We start from the raw sequence: 22498 nt of genomic DNA, 5'->3' as shown, positions 1-22498 counted from the left end.
TACTCCTTTTAAGTTGTTTTAGCCACGCACATCAAGCAAACTTTCCTTAAACTCATACAAGGGCTTAAGACTAGAATCTAGAGTGATTTTACTTAACTTAAAGCCTTTAAGGAGTGAAAGATTTTTTTCCAGCAAAACCTTTGTGCTTTCATACATCACTTTGAGACTTAGAGTATTTTCGCCCTTTGTTATGCTTATCTCGCCTTCAATAATGCCAAGGGAATGCATTATCGCACTAAATCGCATCGTATTTGCCTCTACCTTTTTCATTTGTAAAATCTCATTTTTTTCAGCAATAGCAAGGCTTAGCACCCCGCTTTTTAGTCCAAGCAGGAGATTACTTAAAAATAAAAACTCTTCCTTGCTTTGAGAAGTAGCTAATTTTTGACTTAAAAAGTCTTTAAATCCTTCAAATATGTCCTTTTGCTCCCCTAATTCCTGCAAATCCTGCAAACTAAACTGCAAAGGGGCTTTGCTAAAAGATTCTAAAAGATTTGGTTGCGGAATAAGATTTCTTAAAGTGATATGCCCTAGTGAGCTTTTCCCCATTTCGCCCCAATACTTCTGCCCGATAAAAAGCTCTTTGTGGCTTTTACTTTGAATCTGCTTTGAACCTACTTGTAAAAGATAGGTGTCCCCCTTTGTTTGTGCTAAGACTTTAATCAGCATAGGCAGGGCGGCATTATAGGTCGTGGGGCTAGAGACTTTAAGATTTTGAGCTAAATTAGCGATTTTTTGAATCATTGCTAGGCTTTGTAAGGCTTTCACAGGCTTTGGCTATGCTAAAGGCGACTTCAAGTTTTGAGCCACTTGCACCTTGAGTAAAGTCGTGTGTGAAAATATTTATCGTGTTGCTATTCGCACCAAAGGGATTTTGCTCCCCTATGACATTAAGACACACCATATCGCATTGCTTAGAATCTAGCATAGTTTTCGCATAATGCGGGGCATTCGCCCTATCCATCTCGGCTTTAAAGCCTATTTTATACGCAGATTCTAGCGAAATGGAGAATAACACATCTTGTGTTTGAAAGCATTGCAATGTGAGTGTCTCGCCCACCTGCTCTTTTTTAAGTTTGCTTTTTTGTGGCTTGGGAGCATAATCAGCCAAGGCTGCTGCCATAAAGACAAAGGGCTTAGATTCTGCTTGTTTAATAAGTTTGTGAATCTCCGTGTGAAAATCAGCAACACTTTGGGCTGCAATCTGCGTAATCTGCTTTGGCAATGGACAAGGGAAAACGCTTGAAACAAAACTCACCTTTGCTCCAAGTGTATAGAATGCGATAGCCAAGGCACTTGCTTGTTTGCCACTGCTATGATTTGAGATAAATCGCACCTCATCAATGCTCTCTTTTGAGCCACCGCCGCTAATAATGACATCTCTGCCCTGCCAAAATACATTTGTATGTAGCCCACGAGCAAGTCTAAAAATAATCTCATCAATCTCCGCTAACGCCCCATCTCCCATCTCCCCACAGGCTAAAAGGCTTGAGCGAGATTCTATACATTCAAAGCCTAGATTTTTAAGTGTAGTGAGATTGGCTTGAGTTTGCGGAGATTCTAGCATAGCCGTATTCATCGCAGGGGCGATAAGCTTTTTTGCTCTTGTAGCTAGGAGTGTGGTAAGCAAGACATTATCGGCTATGCCACAAGCGATTTTAGCAATACTATTGGCACTGGCTGGTGCTATAAGGACAATATCCGCCCACCTTGCATAAGCGATATGATTTGCCCCATTTACTACATTTGATTGAGTAACCCACGATTGATTATGTTCAGTTAGGACAAGATTCCCGCTCATTGCTTCAAAGCTTAAGGGGCTAACAAATTTACAAGCTTCTTTGCTCATTACAACCTTGATGTTAGCATTATATTTTTTCAGCTGTGAGATACAATCAAGCATTTTGTATGCGGCGATTGAGCCACTTATGAGAATAAGGACATTTTTATTGTGGAAAATATGTTGCATTCACTCTCCTTTATGTGCTAGAGAATCTAGCACAGAAGAGCTTATTTTTTAGTTATTTTGAGAGTTCTTTAATGAATCTATCTGCAAGGTAAGGACCATCGCCATTTGAGCCAATGAGCTTAATCTTATCCACAATGCCCCTAAAGAGTGCTTCTTCCTCGTGTTGTTCGCTCACATACCATTGCAAGAAGTTGAAAGTCGCATAGTCCTTGCTCTGTAATGTAAAATCCACAAGCTCGTTAATGGATTGCGTGATTTTTTGTTCGTGTGCGTAAGTTTTTTCAAACACATCAAGCAATCCGCTAAAGCTAGATTCAGGAGCGGTGATTTGAGCGATACTCACTTTAGAATCTGTTTCATTAAGATAAGTAATAAGACGCTTTGCGTGTCCGCTTTCTTCATCAGCGTGTTGGAATAGGAATAACCCCGCACCATCAAAGCTATTTTCATAGCACCAAGAACTCATACTCAAGTAGAGATTTGCCGCATACATTTCTTTTGCAATTTGCTCGTTAAGCATTTTTACAATTTCCGTCTTAATCATTTTGACTCCTTTAATGAGAATTTAAAAACGCGGAATTATATTTTTTGTTTTCTAATAAATGGCTTAAAATTTTATCATTTTTTAATTATTTTGAGAATTTCATCATTTTCAAGCCACCAAGAATTGCTTTCACTGCTATACTCAAAGCTAGATTCCACAGCCCTGCCAACCTCACCCTTGCGTGTTGTGTGATAATCAACAGGCGTTTGAAAATTAATCGTTGGTGCGATGATAAAGAACTTATCAAACTCAATACACAAATGAGAATCATCTTTTGGCACCATTACTTCGTGGAGCTTTTCGCCCGGGCGTATGCCGATGATTTTTTGTTTGAGATTTGGTGCTAGTGCTTGAGCTAATTGCTTAATCTTCACACTTGGAATCTTAGGGATAAAAATCTCGCCCCCGTGCATTCGCTCTAAACTTTGCAGCACAAATTCCACGCCAGATTCTAGCGTGATAAAAAATCTAGTCATACGCTCATCAGTAATAGGCAGCTCCTTTGCCCCTTGACACACGAGCTTTTGAAAAAACGGCACAACAGATCCACGAGAGCCGATAACATTGCCATAACGCACAACGCTAAATTTAGAATCTTTGCTCCCCTTGATATTGTTTGCGGTTACAAAAAGCTTATCCGAACACAGCTTTGTCGCACCATAGAGATTAATGGGATTTGCCGCTTTATCTGTGCTTAAAGCAATGATATGTTTGACATTATTGCTAAGACAGGCACTGATGACATTACTTGCCCCATCAATATTTGTTTTAATACACTCCATAGGGTTGTATTCGGCAATTGGCACGTGCTTTAACGCCGCAGCGTGGATACAAATATCCACACCATTTAACGCCACTTCAAGGCGACTTTTATCCCGCACATCGCCGATAAAATATCGCATTCTTTTATCATTAAAGACTTGTGCCATTTCATATTGCTTTAACTCATCGCGACTATATACAATAATCTTTTTAGGATTATGCTTTTTTAAGACTTTTTCAACAAATTTTTTTCCAAAGCTCCCCGTGCCTCCGGTGATTAAAATGACTTTATTCTCTAGCATAGATTCTCCCCTTGCATAATTTTGTCTGCCTTATTTGACATAGCCAAGCTCTTTAAGTTTATTGGCGATTTTTACAAGCAATGGTCCGCCATTCCCCCCACTTCCGCCGTGTTCTATAAGAATTGTTACCGCATATTGTGGATTCTCATAGGGTAAAAATGCGGTAATCCACGAATGAGAGCGATGAAAATACTCCATATCTGCTTCTCTCACGCGTCTTTGAATATCTTGTGGAATCCCAACAACTTGAGCCGTGCCCGTCTTACACGCAAGTTTTACTTTTGTCCCTTGTGTGCGAAAATATGCCGTTCCACCCGGGACAGAACATACTTGATACATTCCTTTTTTTAGCACATCAAGCTTTGATTTTTGAAACTCATTCAAAACATCTTTAGATTCAAACCTTGCAGGTTCATTATTAAAATCTTTTGCAAAATGTGGCGTTACAAGTTTGCCTGAAGCAATAAGTGCGGTATATCTTGCAATCTGCATAGGGGTTGAGAGAAAATAGCCCTGCCCGATGGAAGTGGTAATCGTATCGCCACCATACCATTGCTCCCCATATCGGCGGAGCTTCCACTCCGGACTTGGCAGAATGCCTTTAACTTCATTTGGAATGTCAATGCCGGTGAGTTCGCCTATACCCATTTGGCTTAGCACACTTGCCATATTTTCAATACCTGCTCTTTGTGAAAGCGTGTAAAAATACACATCAACAGATTCTCTAATTGCCTTTATTGCATCAGAGCTACCGTGTCCAGAAGCCTTCCAATCGCGGAATTTACGATTGCCAAACTCAATATAAGGCGGTGTTTGAATGACACTATGCTCAGTTATCCCAGCAAACTCTAAAAATGCTAAAACCATACCCATTTTGATAACCGAGCCGGGCGGATAGCGTCCATACACAAGCTTATTAATCAAAGGTTTATGAATATTTTCTGTAAGCTCCTGCCAATTTTTATGGCTAATACCATCAACAAAAAGATTAATATTATACTCCGGGTAGCTTCCAGCAGCTAGAATCTCGCCATTATGCACATTCATTACAATCACTGCTCCAGAGTGAAACTCAAAGTCCCTATCAATGCTTTCTTGCAATTTTAAATCAAGCGAGAGACGCAAATCATTGCGTTTTAGCACATCATCTTCTTGTAAAAGTTGCACTTGTTTATACAAGGAGTTGATTTGAGATTTTCTATACCCCGCTTCACCTTGCAAATATGTATTATAGGTTTTTTCAATGCCATCTTTGCCTATGACTTTACTGTATTGCGAAAGGGGATTTTTCTGTATATCATTATCATTTGCCTTTGCCACATAGCCAATCACATGTGAAGCCGCACTCTCATTGGGATAAAGTCGTTTGCTATTAGCGGTAATAATGATATTTGAAGAGCGTTTCAAATACGCATAGATATTGAGCATTTGTGCATAAGGGACAAAGCCTACTAGCTCCACAGGGGCGTGATTATAAGCGTGGTTGTTTTTGTTATATGTATCTATAAGCTCATCTTTATCTAGATGTGGGAGAAAAGAGACAATTTTATCCACTTCAGATTCTATAATTTGCTTATTGCGAATCTTAGGAATAAGCGAGATAGAAAAACCTATCTCATTAATGGCTAAAGGTTCATTATTCCTATCAAGGATAAGCCCTCGCATAGGTAAAAGCACTTCTGTGCGTATGGCATTTTTCTCGGCAAATTTTTCATAATACTCGTGATTGATGACATTTATCACAAATAAACGCATACAGATAATAAGCCACACAACAACAAAAAAGATGATAAGGAATTTATAACGCAAACTCATCATAAAAACATCACTATCACAATTTCAATCACTAAATAATACAGCACGATAAAAAAAGGCGGTGTAACATTACTGTCTGTGGCTATATCAATCATCACAGCCACAATATATAATCCCAAATACGCTAGGGCGACATAGCTTGCTTTGGCAAGTTTGGGGGTATTAAGGAGTGTTTGAATGCTTGGCACAACTAAAAGGGCTAAAAATAAAAATAACCCTAAAAGCATACCTAAAGGAAGATTGTTTTCAGATTCTATAAGGGCTACACCAAAAAGCAAGGCTATAAAAGAATAGAATCTATCCTCTTTATCAAACTTCATAAATAGCACCAAGCACACGCCAATAAGTGGGGGCAGCCATATCGTCATACTTGCTAAGCTTTCATACGCATATAGCCCGATAAAAAGGGCAATGCCTAAGAGAGTTTGTTTATAAGAGCCACTTCGTCGCATATTGGAAAATGTTTGCATTTAATACAATCCACCCATATTTTGTGATTTGGTAAAAGAGATTTTTCTATTATAGCAAAACCTAGCCTTTGGAACAACTTTGCCTTATAGGTCAAAACAAGCACTTCTTTAATCCCAAGCTCTTTTCCCTCTTGCAATGCCCTTGTTACCAGCTCACTGCCTAGCCCAGAGCCACGATAAGAATCTTTCACTACTAAAGATCGCACTTCAGCTAAATCCACAGAATACACATACAACGCACAGAATCCTGCAATCTCCCCACTACCCTTATCTCTAGCCACGATATAAGAGCGAATGGTATTTGCCATTTCATCTTCGCTTCTATCTAGTATCACGCCATTTTTCACTTCCACGCTGACAAGATTCCGCATTTCCTTAATATCAGCCAATGTGGGCTTTATAAACTCAAATGCCATTTTCTACCCCCAAAGTAAAATCTAAGATTTTCTCACGCAACGCAGGAATTGAAGTAATTTTGTGATTTTTGGCAGTGATACTACACAAATAGCTTTGCGTTTGTGAATCTAGTATATTTTGTTGAGTGAGCTTACATTGCAAAGAGCTAAGAGCGTTTTGCTTAAGCTTATCAGCTTTTGTGTAGATTCTTAAGATTTTTTGATCGCCCTTGCAAATCTCTTGTAAAAACGCCTCCACACTTTTATCAATCTCTAAATCCGTATGACGAGAATCCACTAAATGTAAAAACAGCTTAATGCTTTGGCGTGAAAGCAAAAATGAAAGCAGATTCTTCCCCCACTCTTTTTTAATGCTTTTACTCACTTTTGCATAGCCAAATCCGGGCAAATCCACAAAACAAAGCGGTATTTTTTGATTCTCCTTAAGCCATAATGATGAAAAAAAATTAATGAGCTGTGTTTTCCCGGGTGTTGAAGAGCTTTTGGCTAATGGAGCGTTAAGCAAGGCATTAATAAGTGAGCTTTTGCCGACATTACTGCGTCCTAAAAAGACTATTTCGGTAATGCTAGGAGCGGAGGCATTTTTGGGATTTGTCGCACTTGTTATAAAGGCAGATTCTAGAATCTTTATTCCATTTTGCGTAAGATTTTTTGGTGAATCTTGCTTTTTTGTCTCTTTTAGATTCTGTGTCATTGGTCTTGCTTTTTATCTTCAATGATGAAAGTAATCACACCGGGCTTTTGATTTGAGCCTTTGATTGAGGCTTCTTGGGTTTGTGGATTAAACACAATCACATTGCCTTTTATGGTGTTTTGTTTGCCTATCTCTTCAATCATCGCATTATCAATAAGCTGATATTCATCTTTGGCTACATCATAAATTGCCTTTTTTGCCTTACCTTTCATCTCTTTATCGGGCATTTTAGTGTGGAATCTCACATTGCCTATGGCGGTGTATTTTTGTGGGCGGTTTTTTTTATCTGTTTCTATGATGACCTTATCCGCCCATAGCGTATCTCCGCCCTTTGTTACGACAACTTCACCATTCAGCTCTGTAATGCCCTTTTTCATATCACTTTGGAAGTTTTTTGCACTCACTTGCAAAACTTCTTCTTTTCCCCACGCAAAAGCACATAAAAGCAGTATAGGCATAAGTTTTAGCAAGGTATGTGTCATAATTTTTCCCCTAGCAGAATATCTGCTTTAAATGTATCTGCCTTCACTTCCCCCAACACAGAATCATAAAAAATATTTTGTCCTGTGGCTTGTGTGGTGTTATGCCGCAGGATAAAGTCCTCTTTGCCTTGAAAAATGCGTTTATTATAGTCATACACACCCCATTTGCTCCAAAAGCTTAGTCCATCTAGTCGCAGATAATCTGCCCCTTGAGAAAAAGTGTAGATTCTATTTTTGCTTAGCACATAAGGAGCGTAGAGATATTCATTAAGCTTATTATTCACTTGATGGATAAAAAGCTCATAGAGTTCCTCTCTATTTTCAAACCGCATTGCTAAAGTCCCTTCCGATATGGCTTGGCAATATTGTGGTGTCAGCATATAGAGTGTGAAATTTGTCATCTCTATATTTGGCACTTCTTTGCCTATGGCTTTATGCAGGTCATTATCCTGTGTGAAAAGCACCATACTGCTTAAGCTAAAGCATAAAAGTGCGAAAAAAAAGCCATAGATTCTATAAGAAATATTTTTCAAGCTTTTTATCTCCATTGAGTTTAAGCACATCTTCTATCATCTCACGCACCGCCCCATTGCCACCATTAGATTTTAAAACTTTGTAGGCATATTTTTTTAACGCCTTAGCCCCATTTTTTGGCATATAGGCTTTTTGGCAGATTCTAAACATACTTAAATCATTGAGATCATCGCCTATACACGCCACTTCACTCGCTTTGAGATTTAGCTTTGCTATAAGCTCTGTAAGCACTTCTCCCTTATTTTCTATCCCCATAAAAATATGCTCAATGCCTAGCTCCTCTGCGCGTTTTCTCACCATTTGAGATTCTCTTCCCGTGATAATGGCACTTTGATAGTTTAAGCGTCTATTCCACACATTAATGGCTAATCCATCGCGTATATCAAAGCTTTTTATCTCCTCACCTGATTGAGAGTAATACACCTTACCATCGCTTAATGTCCCATCTACATCAAATACAAGTAGCTTTATCATAATATCCCCTTTGTTGAAGGTGTTAAGATTCTAGGATTTTGACTTATAGCGCGTCTAAAACTCACTGCAAAAGCCTTAAACATCGCCTCTACAATGTGATGTAGATTTTTCCCGCGTTTTAGCACGATATGCACACTTAGTCCAGCATTCAAACATAACGCCCTAAAAAACTCTTCTGCTAACTCCACATCAAAGCCCCCAACCATTCCTTTAAAGGGCAATTTGTATGCGTGAGTGTCAAAAAGTAAGAATCCACGATTGCTTACATCAATATCACATTCCACACAAGATTCGTCCATTACCACACTCGCATTGCCAAATCGCTCAATGCCACTAGCTGGATAAATTGCCCGATGTAATGCCTTGCCTAAGAGTATGCCACAATCTTCCACACTATGATGTCCATCAACTTCTGTATCGCCCTTGCAGTGAAGCCTTATATCCATAAGGCTGTGCTTGGTCAGCGATTCAAGCATATGATTAAAAAAGCCTATGCTTGTTTCTATCTCCGCATTCCCACTACCATAGAGATTTAAAGAGAGAGTAATATCTGTCTCTTTTGTCTTTCGTGTTAATTCTATTTGTGTTTCCATACGCCCTTACTCCTTTTAAAGTATCAATGCACTAGATTCTAATCGCGGATAAAAAAGCCTCCCTGAATCTGTGTGTTTTTCTTTAAAAAATCCCTGGCTTCCTGCTCACTTTGGAATCCTCGCAAAAACACACGATAAATAGGTGCATTATCTAGCTCAAATTCCTGAATCACGCTTTGATAAGGTGGGATATGTGAAAATCGCTCTTGGGTAACTTGTGCGCCTTCTTTGCGTCTAAATGCCCCAACTTGGATAGCAAATGCCCCACCACTCACAGATTTTGGCGTGCTATCTACTTTAAATTCATTGCTTAGCACATCATCACTTTGCACATTTTGGGCTTCTTGCTTATTGTCTTTGTTAATCACACCGCCAAAGCCGATAATCTCTAACCGCACCTTTGCTGTGCCAACTTTCACCATATCAATATCTTCTGCTGCAGCGTTGCTTAAATCAATAATCCGCCCCTCCACAAAAGGACCTCTATCATTAATCCGCACAATCGTGCTTTTGCCATTTTCAACATTGAGCACTTTTACAACGGTATTTATAGGGAAAGTCTTGTGTGCAGCAGTGTGAGCGTGCATATTGTAAGTTTCGCCATTAGAAGTTTTTTTAGCGTGAAAGTCAGCCCCATACCAGCTCGCATACCCATCAAATTTATCCCCAAGGCTCACCTTTTCGGGGTAATACCATTTCCCAGCGACTTGATAAGGACGCATTGTGGCTTCTTGAATGGCTGGAGATTCTCGCATAGAGTTGCCGCCGATATTTGGCGTTATGCCTTGATTAAAGGCATCTAAGTCATCAAAGCTATCATTAAAGCCTTTTGCTTTTGTGCTGCTTTCACTCCATTCTGCACTTTTCTCCACACAGCCTAAAAAGCTCAATCCAGCAAAGATACAAATCCATACAGCATAAGAAAATTTCATACTACTCCTTTTGTTTGTCATCAATTTTTACCGCCCATCAGCAATTGTAGCGGTTTTGCCCTTAAGCTTTGGGATAGTGAGCTTTTGATTAATGCTTATATGTGAGCCTTTGATATTATTGACTGCTTTAAGCTCACTTAATGGAATCTTGTAGTTACTCGCAATGGTGCTAAGGCTCTCGCCTTTTTGCACAATATGTGTAACAAACACAGATTCAGAGTGCTTTTTTTCATCAAAATTTTGCTTAAATGTGCGGAGCTTATCATAGGGGAGATAGACATTGTAGCGTTTATTGCCCGGCGGGAGAAAAGAGCGGGTAAAATGGCGATTATATTTTTGCAATTCACTTAATGGAATCTTAGCACTCTTAGCAATGGCACTAAGCGATATACCGCCCCTTACATCAACACTTGCAATGCTATCTGTCGCACCGCGATTAAGCAGATAATCCGCATTTTGAGCTTTCAAAAAATCTACATCATTAAAAAGTAGGCTCATTGCCAAAATCGTGCGGATATAGTTACGCGTTTCAGCAGGGATATATTGAGCTTCATCATCAAGCAGTGTTTCAATGCGAGAATCCCCTCCAGCTTCTTCAATACCCCTTTTTAACCGCCCCAAACCACAATTATACGCCATTGCCGCAAGATACCACTCCCCTGTGGATTCATAGAGATATTTTAAGTATTTTGTCGCTGCTTGTGTGCTTTTAATGGGGTCTTTACGCTCATCAATATATTCATTTATCTCTAGCCCCAAGCCCCTTGCGGTTGCTGGCATAATCTGCCAAATCCCTATGGCTTTTTTTGAGCTTTTAGCATTGAGTGTAAATTCAGATTCAGCCATAGCAAGAAATAAAAATTCCTGTGGAATCTGCTCTTTAGCTATCATATTTCTAAGCGTTGGAATAAACTCATAGCTTTGGGCAAACCGCTGCACAAAATACTGCCACCTATCTCTAATCCTTTGAGCCTTTTCATCATCGGCAATGCTTGTCATAAAGCTTGTATGCACACCAAATGAGTTTAAAATATTTGTATTTTTATTGTAAGTCATTGTGTAAAAGTCATCTTCTGTGGCAAAGGCTAGGCAAGGGAGCATTACGTAAAGAATAAGAATCTTTACAAATCGCATTTATACTCCTTTTAGTTCTCTAAAGAGATGTTCTGCATTGCTCGTGCTTGTGGCAATCACTTCATCTTCGCTCATATCAAGCACATTTGCGAGTTTTGTCATAATCAATGGAATGAAATAAGGCTCATTGCGTTCCCCACGATGTGGGTGCGGGGTAAGGTAGGGTGCGTCAGTTTCAAGCACAATGCGTTCCTTTGGGATAAGCGGCAGGGCTTCAATGAGTCGCCTTGCATTTTTAAAGGTGCAAACCCCACCAATGCCATAATAGAATCTTTGACTAAGCCCTAGCAAGATTCTATCCGCATTATAGCAGTGCAACACCCCCCTAGCGTTTTCATAGCCTTGTAAAATCTCAAAGCTATCATTACTTGCCTCTCGTATATGCACGATAAGGGGCTTATCTAAGCTTAGGGCAAGCTCTATTTGAGCAATAAAGACTTCTTTTTGCCTTAACTTTATCTCTTCAAGATTCTGCCCCACCTCACCAGATTCAATAGATTCAGCCAAGCGGTAATAATCTAGCCCACATTCCCCGATGGCAATACACTTTTCGTCTTTGGCATATTCTTGTAATGTTTGCAAGTCAAAACCGCCCATATCATTTGGATGTACCCCAGTGGCAAAATACACGCCCTCATATTTACGAGCTATTTCCCTAGCCTTTGGCAAGGTGTGAATATCCGCTCCGGGAATGATGATTTTTTTGACATTATGTGAAAACGCCCTTTGTATGACAGAATCTAAATCTTCATCAAACCGCGTAGAATCTAAATGACAATGCGTGTCTATCATATATGGAATACTCATTCTGCAACCCTGTAATTTGTTTATTTGTGCTAGATTTATGTTAGAATAAAAGGCGAGATTTTAGCATAAATATCTTTACAAACAATAAGGAGATTAATGTTTAGCGGACTTGTGCGTGAAATCGCAAGGGTAAAAAGCTTTACTAACAACACGCTTGAGATTTATACAGACTATCAAGCAAAGCTTGGGGATTCTATTGCGATTAATGGGGCGTGTCTAACGGCTATTGCATTTTTTCAAGGGGGGCTTACAATGGAGCTAAGTAATCACACCAAACAACACATCGCTATTGAAAATTTTACTCCCAATGCAAAGGTGCATTTGGAGCCGGCTCTAAGCCTTGGAGATAGATTTGATGGGCATATCGTGCAAGGGCATATTGATGGCATAGGCACAATTAACCACATTACGCACAATGCAGATTCAAGTGATTTTTTTATACAAACAGATGAAGTAATGCTTGAGCTTATGATACCCAAAGGCTCGGTGTGTGTTGATGGCATAAGCTTAACGATTGTAGATTCAGTTGCAACTTCAAATACAAAGGGTTTTAAGCTTACCATTATCCCACACACGCTTAAAAACACGCTTTTTGGTGAATATCAAATCGGCAGAAGAGTGAATCTAGAATCTGATATCATCACGCGTAGCGTGGTAAGCACCCTGCGGAATATGAGTGGAAATAGCAAAAATGCACTCTCGTGGCGTGATATTGATATGATGAATCTAAACTATTAAGGAATATGAGTTGAAGAACAAAAAAGCTGTGGCTCTAGCCTATAATGCGGAGTTTGATAATGCCCCGCGTGTGGTGGCAAAGGGGCAAAATGATATTGCTTTAAAGATTATTGCTAAAGCAAAGGAATTTGATGTGCCATTATTTTCTAACCCTCTGCTTGTGCAGTCTCTACTACAAATCCCGCTAGATTCACATATCCCACCTGAAATGTATAATGCCGTGGTGGAAGTGTTTGTATGGCTTTTGCAATGTGAGAAAAACGCTCAATTAAGCAAGGATATGTAATGAGAGAGCATTTTAAGCCGATTTTAGGCTTTTTTAAGCGGGAATTTTATGGCTTTTTAAATGATAGATTTTCACTCTTTCTTTGCACACTCGCACCTTTGCTTTTAGGGCTTTTTATATGGGCGGTATTTTCGCAAAGCTTTGTGCGTTCTGCACCCATTGGCGTAGTGGATTTAGATAAAACACCTTTAAGCCAAGAGCTTACACGCAATCTCTCCGCCATTCCTGCTATTAGCGTTACGCGGAGCTACTCTAGCCTAAGTGAAGCTAAAGATGATATGAGTAGCACACAGATTTATGCGATTGTTGTGTTTCCAAAAGGCTTAGAATCTCATAGCAAAAAGGGTATTTTAACGGAGATTCCAATCTATTATAATGCCCAGCTTATGCTTGTGGCAAAGTCTATTGAAGGAGCTTTTAAGCAACTTATTTTAACAAGTAATGTCAAAGCAAAGCTTGGCAAAAACCTTATCCAAACGCATAATATTGATGCGGCTTTAGCAAAAAGCTCTCCTATCCTTATGCAAATCACCCCACTTTATAATATCAATAATAGCTACGCGCAATTCCTGCTGACAGGGATTCTGCCTTGCTCACTTATTATGCTTGTGATTTTATGTGTGATTAACTCTCTAGCTAGAGATGAAGCTGATGTGGGCTTTGTCAAAGGTAAAAAATCCCAAATGCCAGATGGAATCCACGCACGATTATATATCCTTACCAAAGTCTTTGCCTATGCGGGAATCTTTTCATTTTGGTGGGGTGTGATGATGCTGTTTTTTCATCTCCTTGGCTTTAGCTTTCGTGGGAGTTATATCACACTCTACATCGGGGCTTTGCTTACGATTTTAGCGTATTCTAGTGTGGGCGTGTTTGCCTATGCGATTTTAAGAGACCATACGAGAGCTTTAGCTGTGGCAGCGATTTATTGTGCGCCTAGCTTTGCGTTTGCAGGGCTTACTTTTCCGGTAAATTCTATGGGGAATTTTGCGAGTTTTTGGCATATCATTTTGCCTATTAGCCATTATTTGAAACTCTATGTGCAGGTGGCAAACTATGGCATAGATTTTCTTAGTGCGTTAAAAACAATGTGTGAGCTACTGCCCTTTTTACTTTTTCTAAGCTTTGGAATCTTAATCTATCGCAAAAGAGAGGCGAAAATAGAAGATGAGTAAATTACAAATCTAAAAGCCCCTTCAGTTTATCGTGCTACTCTAACTATACTAAACAATTCTCACAAAAGGACACAAATGCTAACCAAACTCGCGCTTATCAGCTTAGGTGGTGGCATAGGGGCGGCGTTACGCTTTTGTATAGGCTATGGTGTTGTATCTATTTTGCCAAGTCAATATCTGCATTATAGCTTCATAGCGACATTTTGTATCAATATGTTAGCGTGTTTTGGCATAGGGCTATGTGTGGCGATGATAAAAGGGCAAGATTCACTCTTATTTGCATTTCTTACTATCGGTTTGCTTGGGGGATTTAGCACATTTTCTACCTTTAGCCTAGAAGTGCTAAAACTCCTGCAAAATCATTGTATCCTTACCACAATGCTTTATATGCTATTTTCCAATATATGTGGAATCTTATGCGTGTATTTAGGCTATGTGTTTAAGGGCTAGATTCTACAAAGCTTTAAGATTCTAGCCTTTCACATACTTTTGCAAATGTGCTTTATACTCGCTTATGTATCGCTCTATTTGCGGATTTTTCACCACATCATTACACATAAAAATCGGCAACCACGCAAAAGCACAAAACTCGTGTGCCTTGCGTAAATGCAAATATACACCTTCCACGCCCACGCCTTCAAAAAAGCCATTAGATTCTGTAAAAGCTTCTTTTGGAGCATTCCAAGTTACACTAAGCATTACTTTTTTATCCCGTGCTAGTCCGCCACTGCCATATTTTAAGCTCTCATTCGCACGACTTCGCCCATCATTTGCAAACAAAATAGAAGCACCATTAAGATACACTTCATCAATATATTTTTTCACAATCCAAGGCTCACCCATCCACCACGCAGGCATTTGATAAATAATAAGGCTAGATTCTTTAATTTTTGTTATTTCCTCTCGTGGTGTGTAGCCTTTATCGATGATAGTCTCTAGCACCTTATAGCCCTTAGATTCTAAAAACTCCTTTGCCACGCTTTGCAAAGTGCTATTAAGCCTTGTGCCATCATTGCCAAACTTTTTACTGCCATTTATAAGTAATGCTTGCATATTGAATCCTTTTACATAATTTTGAATGATATTATGAAACCTGACACCTAGTGTCTGTCAAGGGGGAATCTAGCAAAAGTTAAATCCCCCTTAGCCCTTATGCCTTCTCTAATCGCATTCTAAATAGCATTGTAGCTACACCCATAGATAAAAGCACAATGGCACAAAGGGCGGTGTATTGCGTATTAAGCAGTGAAATGCAAAGTCCGCATAGAGCCACGCCTGTGCTTAAGCCGATATTTGCGATTGAGAGAAATAAACCATTGGTAAAATCAGGGGCTTGTGGATAGGGGTGTGTTATCACATAATGTGTGGCATTATTGACAACACCTGCTAAGATTCCAAGCAGCACCGCAAATATAAGCAGCACAACCCCTTGCTTTGCAAACACAAATATCAACGCATACAAACATATCATTCCAAGCAAAGTCGCAAGAATGGTAGCGTTTGCATTTTTAGCTAGTGCCTTTCCAGCGATGATATTACCCACGATATTCATACTGCCATATACCGCAAGCACAACGCTAATAAAATCAAACGACACTTGTGTAATGCTATGTAAAAAGTCCGAAAAATAAGAATAAAATCCAAAAACCCCAGCATTCACGCACACAACCGCAAAGATAGACACCCATAAAAATGGGAATTTGAGAATCTCTAATTGCGTAGTGATTTTGGGGGCTTCATTGTTTGTCATATTTGGCACGAAAAGTAGGGTAGCAATAAATGCAAGGCTTGTGCAAAGGGCGAAAAACCCCATAGCAAAAGCAAAGGAATAATTCCCTCCTAAAAAACTTGCAATAGGCACACCCAAAACCATACCAGCAGAAACTCCCGCAAACACTTTAGCAGTGTTTTTAAGAGATTCTTCTTTGGTTGTAGCAAGTGAAGCAGCCATACTTAAGGCAAGGGCAATATAAATAGGGTGAAAAAATGCAGGGATAGCACGACAGATAAGCAACGCCCAAAAGCTATCCACAAACGCCGCTGTGTGATGAGTGAAAAGCATTTTAGATTCTAAGTTATCAATATTTTGACTTGAAGTGAGAGATGAGTTTTGTTTTGAGAGTGAATATAAGATAATAGCTTTCAAAGATAAAACAAAGATGATTTGAAGTGAGTGAGAGATTGCTTTAAAGAGAAAATATTTTTGCTCTTAAGTTCATTTCAATAACTCAAAGTAAAATTGTTTTTCTCTTATTGTTTGGTTGCAAAGTTTGCTTGTGAAGCTTGGAAACTTTTTGCTTTGTATCCCTAAAATTTATCATTTTTTGATAAATTGACTTGAAACTCCGCCCTGTGCGGACAGAATGAGTATTTATACACATTCTTAGGATTATCCTGCACTTTTTTGCCTTTTTGACTTTACTTCTTTTGATTTTATTTGCTTTTCTTTTGCCTTTTATCTATAAAATCTCTAATGTTTTTGGAGCGACAAAAATTAAAAATGTCTTTGGGGTCTTTTATTCTTTTATAAGGGACAAAAAATGGCAGATGAGTTTCAAAGGGTAATGCTTGAATTACCGCCTGAATATCCTTACAAAGAGAGCAAACTCTTTGAGTATGTTTCTTTTAGAAGGGCTAGAAAAACACGAGAGATTTATCGCTCTAAGGTTAAAAGCTTTTTTGTTTCAAACATAAGACAAGGCAAGCCTTTATTCTCTTCTCAATCTACTTCCGCATTCGCAAAGAAAAATGTTGTTATCAAAAATATTGGCAATATGAAAAAGGCTCATTTAAAAAATGCCCTTGAATATACTATTAGCCATAGTGATAGCCAAGTGGGGATTGATTATTTGGGAGAGTTTGTTAATGTCAATGATATTATGCGAGATTGGGAGCAAGACTTTTCATCAAATCCTAACACAAATGAAGCTTTGCATCTTGTCTTCTCTTTGAATGAATCACATTCTCAATCTGTCCTTGATACACTCACTGAATCTGCACGACAAACTATGCAAAGTTATTTTCCTACTTACAAATGGGTAATGATACCCCACTCTCATCAAAACAAGCCTCATATCCATATCATTCTAAACAAGACTGACATCTTTACAAAAAAGAAACTTCACTTTGGCAATAAGAATGATATAGCTCAATTTTATGAAGAGCTAAGAGAAGACTTTAAATACAATCTCTTTACATACTCAAGGGGGAAGCTTGATTATACAAATGAAGTGAGATTTGATAAGAGTTTTAGACAAGATATGCTGGATTCTAAGATAGATAATTTAGAGAAACTCCAAGCAATCAAAGAGTCAAATAAAGAGCTTGACTTTATGGCAAACTACAAAAGAGCAATTTTTGACTTTTCAAATAGACACAAGGGCTATTCTCAAAAGTTAAACGCTGTTACTAAATCTCTCAAAAATAAAAGCATTTATCTTGGTCATATAGAAAGAAAGATTGAATCTTTAATGCTGCAAAACATAAATCCCACATTGTTACACCAAAAACAGCAACTTTTACAAACACAAATCTTAGAAGATACTAAAGAGCAAGAAAGATTGAAAAAAGCTCTTGCGGATTTAGATTCTGCATTGAGACATTTTTTAGATTGGGAAGCTAATTTCAATACATTTTCAAAGAATTTTCAAGAGAAAGAGAAGCAAAAGGCTTTTGTGAAGTCTTTTGTTGGATATGAGAAATATTTATCAGTGGAATTAAGCCAAAAGTTAAGAGATACACAAAAGGCTATTGCAAAAAGCGAGAATAGCCTTAAAAACAATTTTTCTAATGTTAATGAGGGGGTCATAAAGGGGCTAAGTAATTTTAATGAAAAAAGCAATGTTTTTAAGCTTTCTTCTAGCTATTCAAAATTGATTTTTTATAAAGGCATTGTCTCAAGTATAGATTTTAGCCATAATCAAAGCTTAAGGGATAAGAAACAAAAGAGCATAGATGACTTAGCAATGCTTGAAAAACAAATTATTGAGCTTATGCGTATTCATTTGCAAAAACTTCCAAAGCAAATTGAAGATTCTTTATTTGCACTTGAATCTTTAAAACAAGATAGAACGCTTGATAGTATGAGTTTTGCTCGTGCTGCTGTAAGATTGAATAAGAAAATAAATTTTTATGAATCTTCACTTAAAGCCATTATGCGTTTTCAAAAGCGATATGGCATAGAGCTTGTTTCTTCTGCTGCCATAAGTGAGAAACAAAATGTAGCACGAGCTAAAGAGCAAATACAAGCTAAGACTTCACAAGAACATATAAAGCCTACAAATAATGCTCTCACGCAAGATTCTAATCAAGCAATAAAGCAAGATAAGCAAGGGGCAAGTAAAGGGATAGATAAAGATGTCTCTCACACCAAGAAAAGCCCCCTTTCTTTATAAGAAAAAGCATTAAGAATTAAGCTTTTTTATTTTATCAAGTAGGCGATCTTTGATATTTGCCTTTTTGACTGCTAGATATGCTCTTAGGGCTTCTTCTGTAAAGCTACTCTTAGATTCTCCCCTTTCTCCAAACTCATTTAAAAACTCATCAATTTCGCCCATTAGTTCTTCATTGATAGAAAAAGTAAAGATTCTCTTTTTACCACTTTGTTTTTGCTCTACTTTTTGTTCTATTTGGGGTTGTGTTTTTGTGGGTGCAGAGTTTGTAAAAGAGCTTTTAAAATCATTATCTTGCGTGTTTGTAGTCATTGCCTGTGCTTCTTGGTTGTTTTCTAGCTGACTTATCTGCTCAAGTTTGTTTTTTCTATTGTATTTCATCGTGTTTTGCCTTTGTGTTTTTTAGTTGTCTAGCACTTCTTTAAACATTGCTTCAAATCCATTTTTTGCTTTTTCATCATTATACTCATTAATGCCTAAGCCCTCACTTATAGCCCTTTTGTATGCGATTCTATCATAAATGATATTTTTACAAATATGAATATCATCTAAGGAGCTTTCCTTACATAAATCAAGCAAGGCTTCTTTAAAGTCTTCTAGCTCTTTTGTTAAAAAGGGATTGGGACTTACCTTGTTAATAACGACATACACTTCAAGGTTGCTATTAAAATCCTTTCTTGGGATTCTCTAATATTAGTAAATCCCTCGCAATTTTTTTGTGAATCTGTATCAAGTAATAAAACTTTTTGTGATTGTTCTAAAAGTTTTGTGGCGGCATTAATAGCGATTGTGCTTTTGCCACTTCCGCCTTTTTGGTTTGCTATGGTAATTATCATTGCTTCACTCCTTTTTTTGATTAATTAGCTTGCTGTTTCTTCTCTTGTGATTACTTTATTCCTGCAAAAAATGCCTTTGCCATTATTATCTTGGTTTGGAGCATTTGCATTATTTCTTGTGGCTCAAAAGTTTTATTCTCAAACTCTTCTTTTGCATTTAAATAATTGCCAAGTATATACATCATTTCAGATTCTAGAATGAAAAGCTCCTTTTTATTCGTTGGCTGCTTGATTTCCGCAATGTCATTTTGCAAATCTATGTTTATCATATGAAACTCCTTTTGTTATATTATATGTATTATAACATATTATTATTAATATTAATATATTTAAATAAAAATATTATGTTATATTATAAATAATCTAATATAATATAATAACATAAAATAAAAATAATATTATTATTTAATAATATGAAAATATAATACAAAGCAATACAATACAATTAAGATATTAAAAGAAATTAGACACCTGATTATGCACATCTTCATTCATATGCACATAAATCTGTGTGTTATTCAGTGAGGCGTGTCCTAGTGCCTTTTGCGTTAAAAGAATATCTCTAGATTCTCTATACACAAATGAAGCAAAGCTATGTCGCAATAAATGGAGATTATTACCCCTTATCTGCACCGCTTTGATTTTTTGTAAAATGGGTTTCATTGGGGTTTGAATATGCAAATTGGGTTTATCTTTCTTATAACTAAATACATATTGATGATTTAGCCCCATATTCTCCCTATGCTCCAAAAGATCATTTAACAAATTCCCCACAAAACTCTTTTTAATAGATACAAAACGCTCTTGGGAGCATTTACCTTTAATCTTAATGATATATTGCGTGGCGTTTTCTTGTATATCATTCTTGCAAATATGTCCTAACTCTCTCCTGCGTATGCCTGTGTAGGCTACAAACAAAAGGGCGAGTTTGTGAATCTTATCTTTGAGAGTATTCTCTTTAAGCATTTTGATTTCATTTAAGAATTGCTTATATTGAAAATCATTTAAAAATGAGGGGAGTTTCTTATCTTTTAAGAAACTCATATGAATCCCTTTAAGATTTATTGTGTTAATGCCTTTTTGTGCTAAAAACCGCAAAAATAGACTAATCATTCTGTAATGTTGATTAATGGTTGAAATTTTTAATCGCTTTGTGAGATTAAAAAAGTAATGAATATATTCTTGCTCTGGCATTGTTGGCTGAAAGTGCGTGTTCCTTGTAACAAAGTGCTTTATAAATTGCGTGATACATTTAAGATTCTGTGTGCTTATTAGTCCCAATCTCACACAATCACTACAAAATTTATCTAGCTGTGTAAATGAATTAAAGGAGTGCTTCATTGAAAGATAAATTGCCATTTTATACTTATCTGCAACAGAATTTTGTGAATATGTTTTAGCCTTAAGCACAAAAAATTCTCCTAAAAGGGTAATGATTTCTTTTTCACTTAGTGTTTGTGATTTTTGTTGTGAGTGTTTCATTTTTTAACTCCTTATGTAATGTATTGGAGTTATTATATCGGCAAAGAGAGTGAGAGTGGGGGCAAAATACGCCATTCACACGCATTAAATCCCTTATAATTAAGATAGGGATTCCTATCTTAATATGAGCTAATTTTGATTTTGTGTATCATTCATTTGTTGCAGAAACTCTTCTCCATCAATAACAATTTGATTGCTAACAGAAGTATTGCTATCATTGTTAGAATCTTGAGAGTTTTGCATATATGTTGGCGGTGTTTGTGTGTCTTTGGTTTCTAGTTTTTGAAAGACATAGATTTTTTGAGCGATGATATTGACTTTAGAATGCTTTTGCCCATCTTTTTCCCAAGATTCCCAATTAAGAGAGACTTGTATAAAAGCATTTGAGCCTTTTTTAAGGCTGGGGTAAAGTTTTTGAGCGTAATTGCCATAAACAATGACTTCAAAAAATATTGCCTTTTTTTCAATATTACCACGCTCATTGGTAAAACTTCTATTCTTTCCTATTAAAAAACTCACGCAAGGTGTGTTTTTGCTACCTATATATTTGATTTGGGCATCTGCTGTGAGATGTCCATTAATGCTGATGTTATTCATTATCTGCCTCTTGCTTTGCTTTTTGGTTTATTTGCCTTTTCTTGAGCTTTCTCTTGTGTATGCTCTTGAGCCTTACTTTCTTTTTGCTCTGTGTTTTTAGCTTCTTTTGCATTCTCTTGTTGTTTTGAATCTAGTTTAATTGCACCATTATCAATGAGATTTTGCACTTCTTGTTTTTGCCTTTCATTCAATCCTTTAGGCACTTGATAATCCACTTTAAGATTCTGTGCTTTAAAGTATTGTTGAATCTGCTCTGCGGTTACAGGATTAAGTCTTGATTCTATGTCTTGTAAAATGACTTTAGAAACTTTTGCTTCATAATTTTTGAGATTCTTGTATATGTGAGAAAACTCCTTTTCTTTATCAAGCTCTTTAAACTTGTTAAATCCTGCAATATTATTGCCATTAACCTGCTCACCATTAGCCATTTTATTCCATACTTCTTTGACAAGACTAAGCTTTTGAGCTAGACTAGGAAACTCTGCAATGTTATACATAAGCTCTGCTTACAGTTTTGGCTCTTTAAGTGGCACAAGCTCGGTTTTGATTTTAAGGTAGGGTTCATTGGTTTTTGGATTAATAGCCACATTGCCTTTTGCATCTTTTTGAGTAATCATCTCAAATTGATACAACGGCTCTCCGTTCTTACCTATTCTTTGATTGTTGTCTTTATCAAACAATGGAATAGGTTTGCCTTGCTCATCTTTTTTCAATACATTTACATATTCATTTTTTTGAATATATTGAATTTTCACAGCCTTGTCTTGCCAATTTTCTTTAATGGCATTAATCTCTTCAAATTTTGCTCCTAAAAACTTGGCATCACTTAAGCTTATCCACTCATTACTTGGATACTTCTTTTCTGCTTGTTTAATATCTAGCATTAAAGAATTTAATCCCTCAAAGCTATTGCCTGTGCTTGGATTATACGCCCTTTGAAAGGAATCTGCACTATGATGTTTGAAAAAAGGTGCATATTGCTCCTTAATACTTTTAGCGATTGTTGCTACCGCATTTGTAGCGATAGCTTCTCTTTGTTGTTCATATACTGCACTCATACTATTC

At 37.4% G+C, this 22498-nt stretch carries 30 protein-coding genes; 5 read left to right on the top strand and 25 right to left on the bottom strand.

The annotated features are described in order from the left end of the window. Positions 1 to 18: 18 nt before the first annotated feature. The 15 genes from HCN_RS09875 to HCN_RS09805 form a co-directional block, all read right to left on the bottom strand. Positions 19 to 744 carry a hypothetical protein gene (locus HCN_RS09875; RefSeq protein ID WP_014667407.1) on the bottom strand — a complete coding sequence of 242 codons (726 nt, stop codon included), beginning with the start codon at positions 742 to 744 and terminating at the stop codon, positions 19 to 21. Next, complete coding sequence (gene coaBC / locus HCN_RS09870) at positions 725 to 1969, bottom strand: bifunctional phosphopantothenoylcysteine decarboxylase/phosphopantothenate--cysteine ligase CoaBC (RefSeq protein WP_014667622.1); 1245 nt, start codon at positions 1967 to 1969, stop codon at positions 725 to 727. The genes HCN_RS09875 and coaBC overlap by 20 nt, the downstream gene beginning before the upstream one ends. A 52-nt stretch (positions 1970 to 2021) precedes the next feature. Continuing rightward, positions 2022 to 2513, bottom strand: coding sequence for a non-heme ferritin (gene ftnA / locus HCN_RS09865; protein WP_002955919.1), 492 nt, complete (start codon positions 2511 to 2513; stop codon positions 2022 to 2024). Positions 2514 to 2587: 74 nt separating this feature from the next. Further along, the gene (gene pseB / locus HCN_RS09860; RefSeq protein WP_002955918.1) at positions 2588 to 3577 is read right to left on the bottom strand and encodes a UDP-N-acetylglucosamine 4,6-dehydratase (inverting); all 990 of its coding nucleotides are present in this window, start codon (positions 3575 to 3577) and stop codon (positions 2588 to 2590) included. Between the two features lie 30 nt (positions 3578 to 3607). Next, entirely contained in the window at positions 3608 to 5395 is a 1788-nt protein-coding gene (gene mrdA, locus HCN_RS09855) for a penicillin-binding protein 2 (RefSeq protein ID WP_002955917.1), read from the bottom strand. Beyond that, the gene (locus HCN_RS09850; RefSeq protein ID WP_015453869.1) at positions 5392 to 5862 is read right to left on the bottom strand and encodes a Ycf66 family protein; all 471 of its coding nucleotides are present in this window, start codon (positions 5860 to 5862) and stop codon (positions 5392 to 5394) included. The genes mrdA and HCN_RS09850 overlap by 4 nt, the downstream gene beginning before the upstream one ends. Then, the gene (locus HCN_RS09845) at positions 5808 to 6278 is read right to left on the bottom strand and encodes an N-acetyltransferase (RefSeq protein ID WP_002955915.1); all 471 of its coding nucleotides are present in this window, start codon (positions 6276 to 6278) and stop codon (positions 5808 to 5810) included. The genes HCN_RS09850 and HCN_RS09845 overlap by 55 nt, the downstream gene beginning before the upstream one ends. Then, positions 6268 to 6972: a ribosome biogenesis GTP-binding protein YihA/YsxC gene (gene yihA, locus HCN_RS09840; RefSeq protein ID WP_014667406.1), complete on the bottom strand. Its 705-nt coding sequence runs from the start codon at positions 6970 to 6972 to the stop codon at positions 6268 to 6270. Before yihA ends, HCN_RS09845 begins: the two co-directional genes overlap by 11 nt. Continuing rightward, positions 6969 to 7454 (bottom strand): lipopolysaccharide transport periplasmic protein LptA, encoded by a 486-nt coding sequence (lptA, locus tag HCN_RS09835; RefSeq protein ID WP_002955913.1) that lies wholly within the window; start codon positions 7452 to 7454, stop codon positions 6969 to 6971. The genes yihA and lptA overlap by 4 nt, the downstream gene beginning before the upstream one ends. Then, positions 7451 to 7987, bottom strand: a complete 537-nt coding sequence (locus HCN_RS09830) for a hypothetical protein (RefSeq protein WP_014667405.1) — start codon at positions 7985 to 7987, stop codon at positions 7451 to 7453. Before HCN_RS09830 ends, lptA begins: the two co-directional genes overlap by 4 nt. Then, on the bottom strand, positions 7968 to 8462 hold the full coding sequence (locus HCN_RS09825) for a KdsC family phosphatase (RefSeq protein ID WP_002955911.1): 495 nt from the start codon (positions 8460 to 8462) through the stop codon (positions 7968 to 7970). Before HCN_RS09825 ends, HCN_RS09830 begins: the two co-directional genes overlap by 20 nt. Further along, the gene (hisB, locus tag HCN_RS09820) at positions 8459 to 9055 is read right to left on the bottom strand and encodes an imidazoleglycerol-phosphate dehydratase HisB (protein WP_014667404.1); all 597 of its coding nucleotides are present in this window, start codon (positions 9053 to 9055) and stop codon (positions 8459 to 8461) included. The genes HCN_RS09825 and hisB overlap by 4 nt, the downstream gene beginning before the upstream one ends. A 38-nt stretch (positions 9056 to 9093) precedes the next feature. Then, positions 9094 to 9987: a septal ring lytic transglycosylase RlpA family protein gene (locus HCN_RS09815; RefSeq protein WP_014667403.1), complete on the bottom strand. Its 894-nt coding sequence runs from the start codon at positions 9985 to 9987 to the stop codon at positions 9094 to 9096. 27 nt (positions 9988 to 10014) lie between these two features. After that, positions 10015 to 11121: a lytic transglycosylase domain-containing protein gene (locus tag HCN_RS09810; protein WP_014667402.1), complete on the bottom strand. Its 1107-nt coding sequence runs from the start codon at positions 11119 to 11121 to the stop codon at positions 10015 to 10017. Further along, a complete protein-coding gene (locus HCN_RS09805) occupies positions 11122 to 11913 on the bottom strand; it encodes a TatD family hydrolase (protein WP_014667401.1) in 792 nt (263 codons plus the stop codon). Between the two features lie 111 nt (positions 11914 to 12024). Here HCN_RS09805 and ribE point away from each other — a divergent pair, with 111 nt between their 5' ends. The 4 genes from ribE (at position 12025) to HCN_RS09785 (ending at position 14577) form a co-directional block, all read left to right on the top strand. Continuing rightward, positions 12025 to 12666: a riboflavin synthase gene (gene ribE / locus HCN_RS09800; RefSeq protein WP_002955906.1), complete on the top strand. Its 642-nt coding sequence runs from the start codon at positions 12025 to 12027 to the stop codon at positions 12664 to 12666. A 10-nt stretch (positions 12667 to 12676) separates the two neighbouring features. After that, positions 12677 to 12952 (top strand): EscU/YscU/HrcU family type III secretion system export apparatus switch protein, encoded by a 276-nt coding sequence (locus HCN_RS09795; protein WP_002955905.1) that lies wholly within the window; start codon positions 12677 to 12679, stop codon positions 12950 to 12952. After that, positions 12952 to 14127, top strand: coding sequence for an ABC transporter permease (locus tag HCN_RS09790; protein WP_002955904.1), 1176 nt, complete (start codon positions 12952 to 12954; stop codon positions 14125 to 14127). Before HCN_RS09795 ends, HCN_RS09790 begins: the two co-directional genes overlap by 1 nt. 75 nt (positions 14128 to 14202) lie before the next feature. Then, positions 14203 to 14577 (top strand): fluoride efflux transporter FluC, encoded by a 375-nt coding sequence (locus HCN_RS09785; RefSeq protein ID WP_002955903.1) that lies wholly within the window; start codon positions 14203 to 14205, stop codon positions 14575 to 14577. 21 nt (positions 14578 to 14598) lie between these two features. Here the strand turns inward: HCN_RS09785 and HCN_RS09780 are convergent, their stop codons facing one another. After that, positions 14599 to 15180, bottom strand: coding sequence for an NAD(P)H-dependent oxidoreductase (locus HCN_RS09780; RefSeq protein WP_002955902.1), 582 nt, complete (start codon positions 15178 to 15180; stop codon positions 14599 to 14601). A gap of 97 nt (positions 15181 to 15277) precedes the next feature. Next, positions 15278 to 16273: an MFS transporter gene (locus HCN_RS09775; protein WP_014667400.1), complete on the bottom strand. Its 996-nt coding sequence runs from the start codon at positions 16271 to 16273 to the stop codon at positions 15278 to 15280. Positions 16274 to 16667: 394 nt separating this feature from the next. Here HCN_RS09775 and HCN_RS09770 point away from each other — a divergent pair, with 394 nt between their 5' ends. Then, entirely contained in the window at positions 16668 to 18521 is a 1854-nt protein-coding gene (locus HCN_RS09770; RefSeq protein WP_014667621.1) for a relaxase/mobilization nuclease domain-containing protein, read from the top strand. A gap of 9 nt (positions 18522 to 18530) precedes the next feature. Here HCN_RS09770 and HCN_RS09765 read toward each other — a convergent pair whose 3' ends face one another. The 8 genes from HCN_RS09765 to HCN_RS12230 all read right to left on the bottom strand — a co-directional run bounded on the left by HCN_RS09765 (position 18531) and on the right by HCN_RS12230 (position 22491). Beyond that, positions 18531 to 18899 (bottom strand): ribbon-helix-helix domain-containing protein, encoded by a 369-nt coding sequence (locus tag HCN_RS09765; RefSeq protein ID WP_002955702.1) that lies wholly within the window; start codon positions 18897 to 18899, stop codon positions 18531 to 18533. A 21-nt stretch (positions 18900 to 18920) separates the two neighbouring features. Continuing rightward, on the bottom strand, positions 18921 to 19169 hold the full coding sequence (locus HCN_RS12250) for a hypothetical protein (protein ID WP_014667399.1): 249 nt from the start codon (positions 19167 to 19169) through the stop codon (positions 18921 to 18923). After that, a complete protein-coding gene (locus HCN_RS12245) occupies positions 19145 to 19354 on the bottom strand; it encodes a ParA family protein (protein ID WP_014667398.1) in 210 nt (69 codons plus the stop codon). The genes HCN_RS12250 and HCN_RS12245 overlap by 25 nt, the downstream gene beginning before the upstream one ends. 50 nt (positions 19355 to 19404) lie before the next feature. After that, positions 19405 to 19623, bottom strand: coding sequence for a hypothetical protein (locus tag HCN_RS09755; RefSeq protein ID WP_014667397.1), 219 nt, complete (start codon positions 19621 to 19623; stop codon positions 19405 to 19407). 184 nt (positions 19624 to 19807) lie between these two features. Then, complete coding sequence (locus HCN_RS12240; protein WP_014667396.1) at positions 19808 to 20836, bottom strand: tyrosine-type recombinase/integrase; 1029 nt, start codon at positions 20834 to 20836, stop codon at positions 19808 to 19810. 129 nt (positions 20837 to 20965) lie between these two features. Continuing rightward, positions 20966 to 21433 carry a single-stranded DNA-binding protein gene (locus HCN_RS09745; RefSeq protein WP_014667395.1) on the bottom strand — a complete coding sequence of 156 codons (468 nt, stop codon included), beginning with the start codon at positions 21431 to 21433 and terminating at the stop codon, positions 20966 to 20968. Next, on the bottom strand, positions 21433 to 21930 hold the full coding sequence (locus HCN_RS12235) for a hypothetical protein (protein ID WP_014667394.1): 498 nt from the start codon (positions 21928 to 21930) through the stop codon (positions 21433 to 21435). Before HCN_RS12235 ends, HCN_RS09745 begins: the two co-directional genes overlap by 1 nt. A gap of 9 nt (positions 21931 to 21939) precedes the next feature. Further along, positions 21940 to 22491, bottom strand: a complete 552-nt coding sequence (locus tag HCN_RS12230) for an ArdC-like ssDNA-binding domain-containing protein (RefSeq protein ID WP_014667393.1) — start codon at positions 22489 to 22491, stop codon at positions 21940 to 21942. Between the last annotated feature and the right edge of the window lie 7 nt (positions 22492 to 22498).

Source organism: Helicobacter cinaedi PAGU611 (genome assembly GCF_000284635.1).
Lineage (GTDB): Bacteria > Campylobacterota > Campylobacteria > Campylobacterales > Helicobacteraceae > Helicobacter_C > Helicobacter_C cinaedi.
The sequence above is the reverse complement of the archived record's forward strand: the minus strand, read 5'-3'. Positions and strand labels throughout refer to the sequence as shown.